The sequence below is a fragment of the Corynebacterium sp. TUM25015 genome (assembly GCF_056393505.1).
Genome location: NZ_CM150783.1, coordinates 701688 through 717254 on the forward strand (window position 1 = coordinate 701688; position 15567 = coordinate 717254).

Annotated in this window: 16 protein-coding genes; 8 read left to right on the forward strand and 8 right to left on the reverse strand. The window is 56.7% G+C overall.

Features of this window, described 5'->3' with window-relative positions:
• Positions 1-42 precede the first annotated feature (42 nt).
• The 3 genes from AC06DS_RS03240 to AC06DS_RS03250 all read left to right on the forward strand — a co-directional run bounded on the left by AC06DS_RS03240 (position 43) and on the right by AC06DS_RS03250 (position 1760).
• Positions 43-333, forward strand: a complete 291-nt coding sequence (locus tag AC06DS_RS03240; protein WP_293791712.1) for a hypothetical protein — start codon at positions 43-45, stop codon at positions 331-333.
• Positions 334-556: 223 nt separating this feature from the next.
• On the forward strand, positions 557-1147 hold the full coding sequence (locus tag AC06DS_RS03245; protein ID WP_293791711.1) for a hypothetical protein: 591 nt from the start codon (positions 557-559) through the stop codon (positions 1145-1147).
• Positions 1148-1409: 262 nt separating this feature from the next.
• Positions 1410-1760: a transglycosylase family protein gene (locus tag AC06DS_RS03250; protein ID WP_477100978.1), complete on the forward strand. Its 351-nt coding sequence runs from the start codon at positions 1410-1412 to the stop codon at positions 1758-1760.
• 28 nt (positions 1761-1788) lie between these two features.
• Here AC06DS_RS03250 and AC06DS_RS03255 read toward each other — a convergent pair whose 3' ends face one another.
• Entirely contained in the window at positions 1789-2556 is a 768-nt protein-coding gene (locus AC06DS_RS03255; protein ID WP_448307940.1) for a PaaI family thioesterase, read from the reverse strand.
• A gap of 156 nt (positions 2557-2712) precedes the next feature.
• Here AC06DS_RS03255 and AC06DS_RS03260 point away from each other — a divergent pair, with 156 nt between their 5' ends.
• The 3 genes from AC06DS_RS03260 (at position 2713) to AC06DS_RS03270 (ending at position 5256) form a co-directional block, all read left to right on the forward strand.
• Positions 2713-3501 carry an HNH endonuclease family protein gene (locus AC06DS_RS03260; protein ID WP_477100979.1) on the forward strand — a complete coding sequence of 263 codons (789 nt, stop codon included), beginning with the start codon at positions 2713-2715 and terminating at the stop codon, positions 3499-3501.
• 153 nt (positions 3502-3654) lie between these two features.
• Positions 3655-4818, forward strand: a complete 1164-nt coding sequence (locus AC06DS_RS03265; RefSeq protein WP_477100980.1) for a cystathionine gamma-synthase — start codon at positions 3655-3657, stop codon at positions 4816-4818.
• A 12-nt stretch (positions 4819-4830) separates the two neighbouring features.
• Complete coding sequence (locus AC06DS_RS03270; RefSeq protein ID WP_293791706.1) at positions 4831-5256, forward strand: hypothetical protein; 426 nt, start codon at positions 4831-4833, stop codon at positions 5254-5256.
• A 9-nt stretch (positions 5257-5265) separates the two neighbouring features.
• On the opposite strand, the gene AC06DS_RS03275 is transcribed toward AC06DS_RS03270, so the two are convergent.
• The 3 genes from AC06DS_RS03275 to AC06DS_RS03285 all read right to left on the reverse strand — a co-directional run bounded on the left by AC06DS_RS03275 (position 5266) and on the right by AC06DS_RS03285 (position 7434).
• Positions 5266-5880 carry a hypothetical protein gene (locus AC06DS_RS03275; protein ID WP_477100981.1) on the reverse strand — a complete coding sequence of 205 codons (615 nt, stop codon included), beginning with the start codon at positions 5878-5880 and terminating at the stop codon, positions 5266-5268.
• A gap of 252 nt (positions 5881-6132) precedes the next feature.
• Positions 6133-6270 (reverse strand): hypothetical protein, encoded by a 138-nt coding sequence (locus AC06DS_RS03280; RefSeq protein WP_477100982.1) that lies wholly within the window; start codon positions 6268-6270, stop codon positions 6133-6135.
• Positions 6271-6426: 156 nt separating this feature from the next.
• On the reverse strand, positions 6427-7434 hold the full coding sequence (locus AC06DS_RS03285; RefSeq protein WP_477100983.1) for a hypothetical protein: 1008 nt from the start codon (positions 7432-7434) through the stop codon (positions 6427-6429).
• Between the two features lie 146 nt (positions 7435-7580).
• Between AC06DS_RS03285 and AC06DS_RS03290 the strand changes: the two genes are divergently transcribed.
• The gene (locus AC06DS_RS03290; RefSeq protein WP_477100984.1) at positions 7581-8357 is read left to right on the forward strand and encodes an SDR family oxidoreductase; all 777 of its coding nucleotides are present in this window, start codon (positions 7581-7583) and stop codon (positions 8355-8357) included.
• A gap of 27 nt (positions 8358-8384) precedes the next feature.
• Here the strand turns inward: AC06DS_RS03290 and AC06DS_RS03295 are convergent, their stop codons facing one another.
• The 3 genes from AC06DS_RS03295 to AC06DS_RS03305 form a co-directional block, all read right to left on the reverse strand.
• Positions 8385-8702: a YbjQ family protein gene (locus tag AC06DS_RS03295; RefSeq protein ID WP_448307946.1), complete on the reverse strand. Its 318-nt coding sequence runs from the start codon at positions 8700-8702 to the stop codon at positions 8385-8387.
• A gap of 120 nt (positions 8703-8822) precedes the next feature.
• Complete coding sequence (locus AC06DS_RS03300) at positions 8823-11726, reverse strand: DEAD/DEAH box helicase (RefSeq protein ID WP_477100985.1); 2904 nt, start codon at positions 11724-11726, stop codon at positions 8823-8825.
• Positions 11727-11752: 26 nt separating this feature from the next.
• Complete coding sequence (locus AC06DS_RS03305; protein ID WP_477100986.1) at positions 11753-12145, reverse strand: (deoxy)nucleoside triphosphate pyrophosphohydrolase; 393 nt, start codon at positions 12143-12145, stop codon at positions 11753-11755.
• 235 nt (positions 12146-12380) lie between these two features.
• Here AC06DS_RS03305 and AC06DS_RS03310 point away from each other — a divergent pair, with 235 nt between their 5' ends.
• Positions 12381-13079: an NAD-dependent deacylase gene (locus tag AC06DS_RS03310; protein ID WP_477101173.1), complete on the forward strand. Its 699-nt coding sequence runs from the start codon at positions 12381-12383 to the stop codon at positions 13077-13079.
• Positions 13080-13104: 25 nt separating this feature from the next.
• Here the strand turns inward: AC06DS_RS03310 and AC06DS_RS03315 are convergent, their stop codons facing one another.
• Positions 13105-15504, reverse strand: a complete 2400-nt coding sequence (locus tag AC06DS_RS03315) for an acyltransferase family protein (protein ID WP_477100987.1) — start codon at positions 15502-15504, stop codon at positions 13105-13107.
• Positions 15505-15567: the final 63 nt, after the last annotated feature.

The following is a 15567-nucleotide window of genomic DNA, read 5'->3' on the forward strand; positions in this document are numbered from 1 at the left end:
GGAATTGGCTCCATGGTTGCCCTCAAATAAAAGGAGTTCATAATGAGCTGCACCACCCACGCCGACCACGATCACAAGCACGGTCCGAACTGCGGCCACGTTGCCGTTCCGCACGAGGATCACGTTGATTACGTACACGATGGTCACCTGCACCGCGAGCACGATGGCCACTACGACGAGTGTGAGACCTCCGAGCACCACGTCCACGAGGGGCACGACCACCAGCACGGCCCTAACTGTGGCCACGTTGCCGTTCCGCACGGTGACCACGTCGACTACATCCACGACGGCCACCGCCATGCTCAGCACGGCGACCACTGGGACGATCACTAAACCAACCCCTCGTAGCAATGTTCGTTGTTGCGTAGTGAGATAGCGGCCGCACAAGTATCTACGGCACTTGCTGTATCTACTGTGTGGTCGCTTTTTCTTTGTGACGCCCAGCCTCCCCGGCCGTGCATAGTCCTTTGAGCCTTCACGGTGATAAAGGAGGTGACTACCCAATAGTCACTCGGGTAACATTGGCCACCTAAATCGCCGGTGAAAGGAGTGTCGGGTGACCTACCCGCAAGGAAACGACGATCAGACGCGCATGTTCAACACGCAAGGCAACGGTGGCTATGGCGGTAACTATGACCGGGGCTATAGCAATCAGAACTACAGTAACCCGAACTACAGCAACCCGAACTACTACAACCAACCACAGCAAGATCCTCGCGAGGGGCTACTAGCCGGTCGTTACGACGGCAAGAAGGTTGCGATGAACCTCATCGTTCTTGCCGTGCTGGCTGCCGCGGTCACCTTTGCTGCGGTGTTCATCGTGGACCTTTTGGTGGGCTTTATCCCAGGTGAAGCGTCGTCGGGCGTGGGGCCCGCCGTGCTGACTGGCGTGATTGCGGGCGTCATCGGCGTACTTGCCGGACTGCTGTACATTCCAGTTTCCGGCACAGGTAACGAGCATCTCTTTGGCATGGCGGTGATCGCGCTAGCCGCCGTTGCTGCGATTGCGTGGGTGTTGGCCGGTGGCTTGCTCAGCGGTGATTGGGGGACGCTGGTCACGCTGACAGGCATTGTCTGCACCGCAGCCATTGCCTATGTGGTGCCGACACGCATCGAGTCGGCAGCGGTGTACGGGCCGCGTCGCTAAAAGTCCTCGAGCAGTGAACTACAAACCCCGGGATGTCCCGGGGGTTTCGTCGTGAACAGGGGCGGAAAGCCAGGTTTCGGGCAAAGGCAGGTTGATAGCGCAGGTTGATGAGGAGTACCTGAGTATTCGTTATCAATTCGAGATTTTTTGCTGATTTAGGGCTTTTTCGTTTGACGTACCCCCGGGGAGGGTGCGTAAGTTAGCGAACTCAGTGGCAGATTGCCTCTAAACGAAAGTCCCCTAAAAAGGAGTGTTCGACTACATGAAGAAGTCCGCGAAGACCGCTTTTGCCCGTATCGGTATGGCCGCAGGCCTGATTGCCGCCCCGGCTGCCGCAGCTGCAGCCGCTGCTCCGGCTGCGGAAGCCGCTCCTGTCAGCTCCTGGGATCAGGTCGCGCAGTGCGAGTCCGGCGGCAACTGGAAGATCAACACGGGCAACGGCTACTACGGTGGACTGCAGTTCAACGCACAGACCTGGGCTGGCTTCGGCGGAACGAAGTACGCACCGACGGCTAACCAGGCCACGAAGGCGCAGCAGATCGAGATTGCCGAGAAGGTGCTGGCCAAGCAGGGTGCCGGCGCATGGCCCAACTGTGGCAAGGTGCTGGGATAACCAGCGACATGCCCGACCTGGGCGGGCGCTAAGCGTCCAGGTATTTTTCGGGAATATCCAGAGCCACCAAGTCCTCCCGGGACTTGGTGGATTTTTCTAGCGCAACCTTAACGACATGGCGCATCTGCTCCTCCGGGTCGGGGATGCGCCTCTGCTCGGACATGAGGACAGTCAGGATCTCCGGCTGATCCTTGAAGCAGTGCCATACTACGGCGTTGGCCAGCGATTCCAGCACCAGACCCCGTGGCTGCAGAGCCTGCTTGGGGCGCTCGGCGCGCTTTCCGCCGCCGCGAGGGCGCACGTGGAGATCCTGTTGGCCGATACCAACGACGGAGCCATCCGTGTTGTAGATGATCGAGGTGTATGGCACATTGCAGTAACCATCTTCTTCGACGGTGGCGATAATCCAGTCGATCAGTTCGCGGCTGAGTTCTACGTCCATGTATGCCCCGCTGCGGCCTGGCTTGAGGAATTGGAAGGTGCCGGTGCGCGTCCACGCCTCATATTCGGTGCCAAGGCGGCGGGCGATAAGGGTGCCGAACAGCACGTCGGTCATGGAAAATAGCGTGCCGCCGAATGCTGCTCCGTGCATGTTCGCGTTCCACCAGCGTAGGTTCAGCACGATGCGTGCGAAGGACCAGTCGTCCGAGACGCGTGTCATCTTAATGCCGGAAAACAGCAGTGGTGGCCAGAGGTTCATCATCCGCCGCATGCGGTCCGGCTTCTTCGTCATCTTGTTGACGAAGCCTGGAACTGCTTTCATCTGTGCTTGGTAAATCTTCTTAAGTGGTTTCATGATGCGTTTATGCTACCGCGCCCGGTCAGCGCGGGCAGGTATAAAAGTATTCTCTTTTTGTGACGCCACTACGTTCGCGCCGGGTCGCACGCGAGTTCGAAACTATAGACGGATACCACGCGGGTATGTCTGGAGCGATTGCTAGCGTGATGAACTATGAGCAATAGGTTGAGTGGTGGCGCACTGGCGCTAATTGCAGGAGTGAGCCTGCTGCTCGGCAGTTGTGCAGAGGGAGCGGAGTTTCTAGAGGGCGCAAGTTCAGCGTCACAAACTTCGCACGCTCCCATAGAACAACCTGCCGAAACGGTGACAGCCGAGCCGGAGCAGCCGCAACAACCACAACAACCGCAAGGGCCGCAACACTCAGAGCAACCGGTCACGCCCGAACGGTCGCTTCACCAGCAGAACATGCTCGACCTTCTGGAGACGTTGGCGGTGAAGGGACGTGCGCCGAAGACGGGTTATAGTCGCGACCAATTTGGCCAGCGCTGGAAGGATATCGACCGTAATGGTTGTGATCAGCGCAACGATATTCTAGCCCGCGACCTCGCCAATGTGGAAGCTCCGAAGGGTTGCCGGGTGCAAAGTGGGGACTTGCAGGATCCCTACACCGGCCAGCTGATTCATTTTGTCCGTGGGCAGAACACCAGCCAGGCGGTGCAGATCGACCATGTGGTAGCGCTTGCCGATGCGTGGCAGAAAGGAGCGCAGCAGCTCACGCCGGAACGGCGCGAGGAGTTCGCCAATGATCCGTTGAACCTGCTGGCCGTGGACGGGCCGTCCAATATGCAAAAAGGCGCTGGTGATGCCGCCACGTGGCTGCCGAAAAACAAGGGATTCCGCTGCACTTATGTCTCTACCCAGGTGCGGGTAAAAGCGGAGTATCAGCTGTGGGTCACCCCGGCGGAAAAGGAGGCTATTCAGCGCGAACTGGGGCGTTGCTAGTAGAGCGCGGGCATCGCGACTGTGAGTTTCGATCTATCCATTATTGCCGCAAACTAGACTGCTTGGTCTATACTTGTTGAAACATTGCGCGCTGAATCGTCAGACGCAGCGCCACCTAAGCACTGACAAGCGATAGTTCGAAGAGGAGTTTCCATGGCCCACAACACAGATGCCATCCATGCAGGGTACGAGCCCGACGAGTTCATGGGCTCCATCAATATCCCGATCTACGCATCCACCACCTTCGCCCAGAACGCGCCGAATAACCTGCGCGGCGGATACGAGTACGGACGAGTAGCTAATCCAACCGTGGACTCGCTTGCCCGTACCATCGCAGCCCTTGAGGGCGGGGAGTTCGGCCGGGTGTATGCCTCTGGCATGGCCGCAACTGATCACCTTTTGCGGGTTTTGCTACGCCCCGGCGATCACTTGATTATGGGACACGACGCCTACGGTGGCACATACCGCCTGATTGCGACCGCTTTCAAGGACTGGAACGTAGACTTCACCGTAGTGGACACCACCGACGCAGAGGCAGTGCGCGCCGCGCTGACCCCGCAGACGAAGCTGGTGTGGTTGGAGACTCCGACGAACCCGCTGCTCGCTGTGTCCGACATCACCGCCATCGCCGATGTTCTCGCCGATGAATATGGTGGCGACGCCCCCACACGCCCGAAGCTGATCGTGGATAACACCTTCTTTAGCCCCTACCTGCAGCGACCTCTAGACCTGGGGGCGGACGTGGTGCTGCACTCGACCACAAAGTACATTGGCGGACACTCCGATGTGGTGGGTGGCGCGATTGTAAGCAATGACGCGAAACTGGATGAAGATCTGGAGTTCCTGCTCGGTGGAGCCGGCCCCATCGCCTCGCCTTTCGATGCCTATCTCAATGCCCGTGGTTTGAAAACCTTGGGTGTGCGCATGGATCGTCACTGTTCTAATGCACAGGCCATTGCGGAGTACCTCGACGAACGCGCGGAGATAGCGACCGTTTTGTACCCTGGCCTGCCACAGCATCCGGGCCATGAGGTGGCCAAGCGCCAGTCCACGGGTAAGGGATTCGGCGGAATGATCTCCGTTCGTTTCCACTCGGAGGAGGCAGCGTTGAAGTTCTGCCAGTCCACCAAGTTGATCTGCCTGGCTGAGTCGCTGGGCGGAGTGGAATCTCTGTTGGAACACCCGGCGACTATGACTCACCAATCGGTGGCAGGGTCGCAGCTGGAGGTTCCCCGCGACCTGGTTCGCATCTCCATCGGTATTGAAGATCTGGAGGATCTGCTCGCAGATATCGCACAGGCTCTGGAGCAGCTCTAAACTATTGGACTTATGAGGATCTTTTCTTCTTCCAAGTCCCTTACCGCACTAGTCACCGCAAGCACCATCACCCTCGGCGCGGTCAGCGTCGCCGGCGCTGCCCCGGCGCAAGCGATCGCACCGTCGGAGGGCAGGGGTTCCAGCACCGCCCCGATTACTCAGCCGGTCGACCCGGATCACAACCCCACAAATCCGCAGGCAACGAACGAAGGTTCGTTGGCCAGCAGTGTGGAGTCGGCGAACCCGGGCGCAGAATGGCTGCTGAAGACCTTCCCCCTGGGTAGCACTGACCCGGCAGGTTCTTTGGGCAAAGAAGCGCCGCCGATCGCAGGCATCCTAGCCTGGGTCGGCGGCATCGTTGGCGCAGTTGCGCTGGGTGCTGCAGCGGTTGGCGGCTACCAGTACGCCGTGCAGCAGGGCTGGATCAAGCCACTCTAAGAAGTCTTATCACTTCTTGTACCCCAGCTGCTCCATCAGCTGCTCAGCTTCTTCGGTGTCGCCACCGAAGAGTTCAGACTCCATGGTGATGTGCTTGTCCTTATTGATGACAAAGACATAAATCTTGGCGGTTTCTTCGATGTAACCCGCGAATGCGTTCGGGTCATCGTTGATAATTGTCGCATCGTGGTCTTTGAGGTCCTTTGCCTGCTGGTTGGCGTACTCCGTGTCATCAACGAAGTCCACCGACCAATAAGCCCAAGGGCTGCCCGATACGCCCTTACACTTAGAGCCCTTAACTTCGCGGCTGGGCTTGGAGCTGTAGTCGTAGCGCAGGTTGAAAGAACCAGTCTTGCACCTGCTGATCAGGTCGTTGATCTTTGAAGGCATTGCGCCCTTGTACGGCTCGGTGAGAGAATCGTCCGGGCCACCAATGTCGCCGCGTTGTGCCACAGTCGACGTAGAGTCACTGGAGCTGCTTGACGAGCTACTGGAAGAACTGCTGGTCTCTTCGGTGCCGGTTTCCTCAGAATTTGCTTCTGAACCCGGATTTTCCTCAGCGGTTGTGGTCTCGGATTCCTGTGCGCTGGTGTTTTCTTCGCTTGAACCGTCATCCTTGGTCACGAAGAAGTAGCCACCTACTGCTAGGGCGATGACAAGGACGAGCGCAGCGATGATGCCAATGACCTTTCCGCCGCCTCCGCCGCCACTCGGGGCCTGGCCATAGGCGGTGTGCTGATTACCGGCAAAAGGATTCTGCCCCGGCTGGCCGGAAAAGCCGGGCGCAGCTTGGTTGCCTTGGTTTCCCGGGGTGCCTTGTGAGCCGTAACCATTCTGAGAAACGGGCTGTCCGTAGTTGCCGGGTTGGCCTGGCTGTTAGCTCTGTGGCTGTGCTTGGTTTTGGTTCCACTGGGTCGTCTCATTCGACGCGTTGGAACCGTTGCCGAAGGGGTTAAAGTCGCCATTATTCTCACCCGGATTGGGGGTGTTACCGAAGGGGTTATTGTTCGTCATGTGGGGTAAATCCTTTAGACCTCATAGAAACGTATCAACCTTGTGGTCGCGCCTTTTTCAGCGCGTTCAGTAGTCGAATGCGTTTGGCTGCGTGCGATGTTCCGCGCTGGCGAACATCAGAGAGATAGGGGTAAACAACGGGGGTACGCGGAAGCGTTAGTTCTTCTTGTAGCCCAGTTCCGTCAGGACCTTTTCCAAATCGTCCTTCTTCTTCAGGGGCATCTTGGTCTCCATGACGATTCCCTTGTCCTTGTTGATGACGAAGACAATCGGCGTGATATCGCTTTCCAAGTATCCCGCGAAGTTATTCGGGTCATCGGACCAGATTTGCGCATCATGGTTCTTGAGGTAGTCGATCTCATTCTTTGCGAACTTGGGATCGTTGACGAAGTCGACGAGCTTGAATTCCCAAGCGGTGTACCAAACGCCGTTGCACCGCATTCCGTCGACCTTGCGGTTGTTCTCTCGTGCAAGCTCAAAGCTTCCGGACTTGCAGTCTTGAACCATGTCCTTCATCTTCGCGGGCATCGCATCGGCGTACTTCTTCAGCATCGAATCATCCGGCCCGCCGATATCGCCACGCTTTGCCGGTTCTTTTGTGGAAGACGTCGAGGACTCAGAAGACTCAGAGGAAGACGACTCACTGCTGGACTCGGAAGAGCTGGAAGACGTCTCCTCGCCGGTGTCTTCCGACGAACTGGAGGATTCGGACTTCGCGGTGTTCGAGTCATCGCCACCATCGTCCTTATTCAGTAGGAAATAGCCACCAATGACGAGACCGATGACAAGAAGCGCGGCGACGATGATGCCGATGATCTTGCCACTATTCCCATTGCCGCCGTTTCCACCGGCGTTATTTGGCTGGCCATAAGCGCCATAGGGCTGAGAGTTGAAAGGATTGTGAGCCTGCTGACCTGGCTGGCCCTGTTGCCCATAATCCTGCTGGCCGTAACTTGGCTGGCCCTGTTGGCCATAGCCCGGCTGGCCCTGTTGCCCATAACCTTGTTGACCATATGGCTGCTGGCCTTGGTTCTGTGCTCCCGGGTACTGCTGTCCACCCTGAGGCTGCTGACCAAATGGGTTCTGGTTTGAGTTTTGGCCAGAGTTGTTCTGGGGGTTGTTGCCGGGTTCCGGGAAGCCCCCGCCATTGTGACTGTTAGACATGGCAGATCCTTAGAGTTCGGTATACGCTACTTATTATCCAAGAGGTTAATGCATAGGTTAGAAACCCGCATTGCGTTGAATGAATCCCTAATACCCGTTATGGAATAACGCTTTCCCGGACTTTTCTAGCAGCTACATTGGAGCCTATGACCACTAACAATGCAGCATCCACGATCACCCCACCGTCTCACACTCGCATCGCTGTCGTGACCGGAGCCAGCGCAGGAATTGGCGAAGCTACTGCGAAGCTTTTAGCTGCAGATGGTTGGTACGTCATTCTGGCGGCTCGTCGCCTAGAAAAGCTCGAGGAAGTTGCGCAAGACATCGCTCAGGAGGGCGGCAAGGCAACGCCTCTTGCGCTCGATGTGACGGATAAGGCGTCAATAGATAATTTCACCGCCGCCCTGGCTGAGCTGACGGGCTCCAAGCTGGATCTGCTGGTCAACAATGCGGGTGGCGCTCGCGGACTAGATCCGGTTCTCGAAGCTGACCCGGCGGATTGGCGCTGGATGTTTGAGGCGAATGTGATGGGCACGCTGGAGGTTACCCGTGCGCTTTTCGATCAGTTGAAAGTTGCAGAGGCGCCGCAGGTGGTCAATGTTGTTTCAGTTGCAGGTCGCGGCGCATATCGCGGTGGCGCGGGCTACAATGCCGCCAAGTTCGGACAAACTGCATTGACCGACGTAATGCGCATGGAGTTCGCCGAAACGGGTGTGCGTGTGTGCCAGGTCGATCCGGGGCGGGTTGCCACGGACTTCAGCCTGAATCGCTTTAAGGGAGACGCCGAGCGGGCCGAAGAAGTATACGCCGACAAACTAAACTTGCAGGCCGAAGACATCGGTGAGGCTATTCGTTGGATTGCGGATCGTCCCCGACACATGGACGTCGAATCGATTATGATCCGCCCGCTCGACCAGGTGTAAGGCCGGCTCGCACCGGGTTAAACGTCCTTACTGAAAGGTGACGGCAGTGCCGGTTGCGCTGACCATCACCATGCCACCCTGACCCAGGGTTTCGTAGTCCACATCCACACCGACGATGCCGTGTGCGCCCATCTCCAGGGCGCGATCCACCATTTCCTTCAACGCGGTCTCGCGAGCCTGCAGGATCTCGCCCTCGTAGCTGGAGGAACGGCCACCGGTGAGGTTGCGGAAGCCCGCGCCGATGTCCTTGAACATGTTGATGCCGGCAACGGTCTCGCCCGAGACGATGCGCAGGTACTGGGCGATGCGGTGCCCCTCGACGGAGTTAGTGGTGGTGACGATCATGGTGTGTTGACCTTTCTGCGATTCTCTTAGTGGCTCTGTCCTCGTGACGCCCACATTCCCGCGGGCGCGCCTATGCCACCGACTATAGAGGACTGTGGTGGCGTTATGCCCTCAAAAACGTCACTTGGTGGTGGGGTGTTTTGTGAAGTACTCGTACAAACCTGGTGAAACAGGGTTCATAAGATCGAGGCGCATATTCACAATGGGCATAGGTTTTTTGGCTGTTGGAATAGTCGTCTCCACGGCATCACGCGAGTGGGCTTGTCCGAGGTAGTGGAAGCCGTTTCCCTCTGCGTCATCCTTTTTCACAAATACCTCCAGGGTGTAGTCCCCGGAAACGATGCGCGCTTCTATTTTGCTATTTAGGCGCCGGTTGGACTTCGTAAACCAGCTGATTGCTGATGGGCTGTCGAATTTATCTTCGTATTTTGTGGAATCTGAGATGTCATCTGCCTTGTGGTAGGTAATGAAAATCGGGCAGGTTTTGGTGACTTCATTAGCGGAGTAGCCATACATGGTGGAGTATTGGTTGGTTTCCCAGTTCAACATGCGGCATACATCTTTGCGAGAATACTGCTTACCGGAAATCAGGTTGCCCTGGGACTTGTAGTGCTCGCGGTTAGTGCGGAGACCAGTTTCGATTACGTCGTCCACATGGCGGGCGAAAAGTGGGGAGGAGTCATAGCATTCGCGAAGTTTCGAGCTGATGGTGAAACAATCGTTGTCGAAATTGGCTAAGGGAAGTTTGCCGTATTTGGCCCTTTCGCTGCTAGTGAAGAAGCTTAGGTCCAGAATCCTGCTTACTGATTGCAAGGCTATAGAGTCCAGCCCTTGTGCTTTCTGCTGTGGGCTGTAACCCCCTAGAAGCGCTCGGAATTCTTCCACGGAGACGCAATCCTTTTTGAGCAGCTGTTTTATGAGCAACAGCTCATGAGGTCGGAGGCCGTTAAGTAGTTCCTTGTCAAGGAAAGTTAGAAAGGCATTCTCGTCTGCAGTAGGGAGTTGGGTTTCCTTCTTCACACGGATCAAAAATTCCCAATAATTATTTGACCTCGAGGTCGCGATAATTGTGGGCTGAACGGTATCGTGCAATGCAAAATCGATACGCCAAGGTTGACGTCCTAAGCGGAACGCCAGGTCGGAGAATGATTGCTTCAGCTGGGGGAGTGCGTCAAGGGTGGTTTGGGCAAGGCTTTCCAAGATTCGTTGTTCAGAGATCTTGTCGAAGCTAATGCTGCTAATTCCAGCGATTGATCCTGATTCGTCGGCATCGCGTATCCGCTTGCGGATGAGGTCCTTGCTGAGGGAACTATCGCCAAAAAGAGCGATGGGGACAAGGAAATTGTTTTTGTAGTTACCGATGAAATCGATGACCCGGAGATGATCCTTGCCAACCGCTTTGCGCAAGCCACGGCCGAGTTGTTGCGTAAAAACAATGGCAGATTCGGTATTGCGGAGCATGACCACTTGGTTCACGGAGGGGATGTCGATCCCCTCGTTGAATATATCGACAGTCAGTACGTAATCCAGATCGCCCGATTCGAGTTCTTCGATAACGGCATTGCGTGTTTGCGCTGAATCACTACCGGTAAGCGCCTTGGTACGAAGGCGATGGCCGAAAATCGTTTCTCTGTTGAGAAGGGTAGAGAGTTCTATCGCTTCCTTTCGAGACGAGCAGAACATGAGCCCCGTTACTTTGTCCGCCCGTCCGTAGGTGGTCAGCATGTCGCAGAGGTACTTCACTCGGTCTGTCGACAGGAGCTGAGAAAGAGAGCTAGTCTCCTCGATGGATTTCCCTTGTTCATCGACATAATCTGTAACGCCGTAATAGCTGAACGGCGCAAGCATCTTTGATTCCAGGGCCTTTTGAAGCCGAATTTCGTAGGCCACGTTGTAATCGAAAAGTTCGAAGACATTAAAGCCGTCGGTACGTTCTGGCGTCGCTGTCAGACCCAGGAGGAAACCGGGTTGAAAGTGCTCCAGAATGCGCAAGTAGCTTTCAGCGCCTGCACGGTGGACTTCGTCGACGATGATGAAATCAAAGTCCGAAGGGTCGAAGTCCTGCAGATTCCTTTCACGCGAGAGTGATTGAACACTGGCAAAAACGTACTTACGGTCTTGTTGCCTTATGGAACCGACGTATTTACCGAAATCTTCTGCCGGGGCTTCTAGGACCTTTTGGAATTCCAGGATTGCCTTGTCCAGAATCTGCTCGCGGTGGACAATGAACAGCATCCTTTCCGGCTTGGCCTCGCGGACACTGAGTGCGGCGAGGATCGTCTTACCCGTGCCGGTCGCTGAGATCACGATTGCGCGCCGAGCATCCGATTCTCGGATCTGTTTGATTCTCCCCAACGCCTCCGACTGCATTGCATTGGGTTGAATGCGGCCAACGGGGATGACCTCGTCCTTTTCTCCAAGGATTAGCCTCCGTTGAGGAACTGGCTTCCAAGATTTCTCGTAATTTTCAATCCACTGAGTAGTCAGTGGATCGGAGCGTTCTTCCAACCGAGTTATGGCATCGCGAACCTGAAGTGCAATGTCGCCGTCTGGCATAGCCGAGAAACGAAGGTTCCATTCCGAGTTGCTAATCAGTGCACCGCGCGTGAGATTGGAGCTGCCGATAATGGCAGTCGTGCCATCGGCATGCTCAAAGACATACCCCTTACTGTGAAAGGCATCGACCGAATCTTTAAGAACTCTCACCTCGACATTTGTAAGCTGCAGTAGTTCTTTAAAGACCGCAGGTTCGTTGAACTGCAAATAGGTCGAGGTAATGATTCGGCCACGACCTTCGAAATCTAGAAGATCTTGCTTTAGTAGCGCCAAAGCAGAAGCGGTGACGAAAGCGATTGAGAAGTCGAAGCTCTGTGCGCGCTTAAGCTCGTGCTTGATCGCACGCAGCATATCGTTGTCCGGGGTATTTGAGATCAACTTTGGGTTGAATACTCGAGCAGATTCCAATTGCCGATTTAGGTACCCGAAAGCTGTATCTAGCCCCACGCCAGTGCTGAAAACCGACATATAGTCACATCCCCTCAGCCTGGCTCTTAGCCGAGCTGGTGAACGATCTTCTGGACGGCAGGAATGTCAGCTGGCGCCCAATCCAGGTCGAGGAGATTATCGACCGCTACCCACCGAATCTCCTTGTGCTCCGTGATCTGCGGATCAGCACCATTTAGGGTGCAAAAGTAGGTACTGAGGATAACGGTTCCAAAGTCGTATTCATACTCTGTCGTTTCGACGTGTTCTCCTACGACTGCATCGCAGAGTAGTTCTTCCTTAAGTTCTCTTCGGAGCGCTTCAACTGGGGTTTCGTTCTGCTCAATTTTTCCGCCAGGGAATTCCCACATGAGGGGAAGCGACATCGACGCGCTACGTTGGGCTGCCAGAACCTTGCCATCGCGAACCAAAACGGCTCCGACTACATTGATTCTCTTCAAGTCATGACCTCCCGAACTGCACATTTTTTCCGTAGCCTATCAGGCATTCTAATTCCCTGCCGCTCCGAAGTCATCAGTCCCACTATCCCGCTAGCCTGGGGGCATGGTCACAGTGATTACCAGCCCAGAATCCACCGCCGGGAGGATCCATCCATTGCAAAAAGAGGATCTCCCGGAAGACCTCGTTGCGGTAGTCCGCGCAGCGAAATATGTAGAAGTATTCACCGGTGCGGGCATGTCCGCCGACTCTGGGCTGGATACCTTCCGCGATGCGCAGACCGGCATTTGGTCACACGTTGACCCACAGGCAATGGCCAGTTTGGATGCCTGGGCAAAAGATCCCGAGCCCATGCTTGCCTGGTACCTCTGGCGGGCGGTGCTTTGCCGCCGCGCCGACGCAAATGCGGGGCACCGAGCGATAGGTCAGTGGGCGGAACGAGGGGGCGTCACCGTACACGTAACCACCCAGAACATCGATGACCTGCACGAGCGTGGCGGCAGTAAGAATGTGGCGCACTTACATGGGAGCCTGTTTCGCTATCGCTGCAGCATTTGTAGCAAGCCCGCGCGAATGCCGGAGCTGCCGACAGAACAGATTGAGCGCGCAACACCCCCGACGTGCACGCTGTGCGGGAATCCGGTGCGCCCAGGCGTGGTGTGGTTCGGCGAGCCACTACCGCACCGGGAATGGGAAGCCGCGGAAGAGGCCATGCGGATGGCGGATTTGGTGGTGATTATCGGAACGTCCGGAGTGGTGTGGCCGGCTGCGGGGCTCCCCAGTATCGCGGCTCAGCGTGGCACCCCAATGGTGGAGATCTCTCCTGCGCGCACCGACCTGACGGATATGTGTACGTGGTCGCTGCGCACTACCGCGGCGAATGGGGCGCCATTGCTGGCGCAGGCAGCCGAAGAAGCTAGAGGATCCGGCGACTAGCCCCGCTAATCCTCAGCTAGTTCTGCTAGTTCTGCGGGTTCTGCGGGTTCGGCGGCTGGGGCTGCTTGGGCATGAGCCCAACATTCATCGGGGGGATCTTGTGGTTCGGGTCAAACATCTGCGCTTCCATCTCCGGGGCGAGGGTCTCGGCGAAGATGTTGTTGAAGTGGTGCGCATCGCGGTAGACCGCCATGTTGCCGATGATAGACGGGCACCAATCCTCGCGGCAGATCGCGGCCGTCAGGTCCATGAGGGTCACGTCCATACCCTTGTACGCCTCGATGGAGGGATCCACAGGCAGCAGGGAATCCCAGACACTCTGGCCGCACTCGGCGTTGATGGCCAGCACCTCGTCGAAGTTCGGGCGGCCGGGGTTGGCCAGGCCGGGGAAGTCCTCATTCTCCGCAACCTCGCCTTGCTTGCCTTCCATCATCTCGGCAACGCAGGCGCGCATGTCGCGAGGTGCACCCTTGTCAGTGGTCTGCCACGGGTTATCGCGCATCAGCCAGCTGTGAATGCCCTGGTCCGTGAAGCTCTGCACTAGGTCTTTGTACTCCTGTGGCACCTGCTCCGGGCCAGCGCCGCCGATCGAAGTTGGGCGCGTACCGGTCATGAAGATGCCCTCTGTCGGCGGATTCTCCTTGATGTAGTCCACGACCTTCTCCGACCAACTGATGCAGGAGGGGTACTCTTCGCCATTGACGCGCGTGATCTTGGCGTTTACCGGGCAGCCCATCTTCAGCAGCGGGATCATCTTCACGTGCCGATTACGACCCACGATATCCAGTGCCGGAATGTAGTGCTCGGAGTGCGAACCACCGATGACGTAGATCGTCTTATCGGAGTGAATATCGCCATAGGCGCACTCTTCATCGGAGCGGTTGTAGTTCTTCTTCAGAATCAGCGCATCGCTATCGAAGCCGATCTGGCACCCATCCGGTTGAGTCTGCGGCAGGAGGGAGTGGAAGTCCTCTAGTGGCGGAACCAGCGGCATGTTCTCCGGCACTGGGGCATTCACCAGGAAGCTTGCCGCACCCGGGTAGATTGCCTTGTCCTTGGCTAGATCCCACAGCTGTTCGCTGTTTACATCTTCGCGGTGTTGTAGATACTGGGGCGACGCCACCACAGCGCCAGCGATAACCAGAATCAGAACGGCGTAAACAGCCTTCGGCCAAGCGGACAGGGACTTAGCCCAGTATCGGGGACTAAACAGAATCCAGCTGCGCTCGGGCTTCTTACCCTGACGTAGCGGACGCTCCACTAGCTTGTTGGAGATCCAGGCCAAAACAACGCTGCCGGCGATCACCGCTGCGCCGAGGGCAGGCGTGACCTTGGGAACGTTGAAGTAGTAGACGCACAGCACCAAGATCGGCCAGTGCCAGACATACAGTGCATAGCTGATACGTCCCAAGAATTGGAATGGGCGAGTCAGCAGCAGTCGAGTAACACCTACCGGCTCGCCGGAGTGGCCAGCCAGTACAACCAGCAGTGCGCCGATGAGCGGAACGAGCGTCCACGGGCCGGGGAACTGGTCAGCACCGTCCAGGAACAGGCCGGTGCTGATGATCATGGCCAGACCCACAATGCCCATGATGGTGCGCGTCCAGCGACCCATGGGGCGCAGGACAGGATTGCCGTTCTCGTCGCGGCGCAGCAACAGCATGCCGAGCAGACCACCCAGACCGATCTCCCAGAAACGGCTCAGCGTGGAGTAGTAGTTGATGGTCTGGTCTTCCATGTGGAAGTACGTCGCGTAAGCGAACGAAAGCACAGTGGCAGCAGTTAAGACAACCAACAGTGCCTGGCGGGCGTACTTCCTGAAAATCAGGGCAAGTAGAGTCACTACCAGGAGAGATCCGACGTAGATCTGCAGCTGTGCGGACATGGACCACAGGTGTTGGAACGGGCTGACTGTGGTGCGAACGGAGGTGTACTCACGGCCGGAATATGCAAGCTGCCAGTTGATGTAGTAGCCCAGGGCAGCCACTGCATCCTTTGCCATCTGCACATGCACAAGCCGGTTCATCAGCAGCAGCGATGCCGCCAGCACGCTGGCGACAACCACCGCAAGCAGTGGGAAGAGGCGTCGAATAATACGAATCAGGGACTGTAGGAACGTGAGTCCCTTCGGGTTCTGTGCATTGCGCAGCTGGCTGCCGAAGAAGAAGATGCCGCCGAGCAACAGGAACACGTCCACACCAGAGCTGACCTTGCCAACAAAAACGTGGAAGATCACGACCAGGCCGATGGCTAGGCCACGCAGTCCCTCGATGTCGTAGCGCATCGTGGAAACACGTGCGCCGGATTTACCGGAAGTGCCCGCTTTAGCAGCTTTCTCCGAGCCGCGGGGCTCCGTCGGTTTCTTGATTTTTGTGGAGTTCGACTGTTCGGTCGAATCGTCCGTCGAAGTTTTTCCCTGTTCCATAACTCGAATAAGTCTATTGACCAGCGGGATAAAATTCGAAACGACTCACCCGGCGAGCCTAAA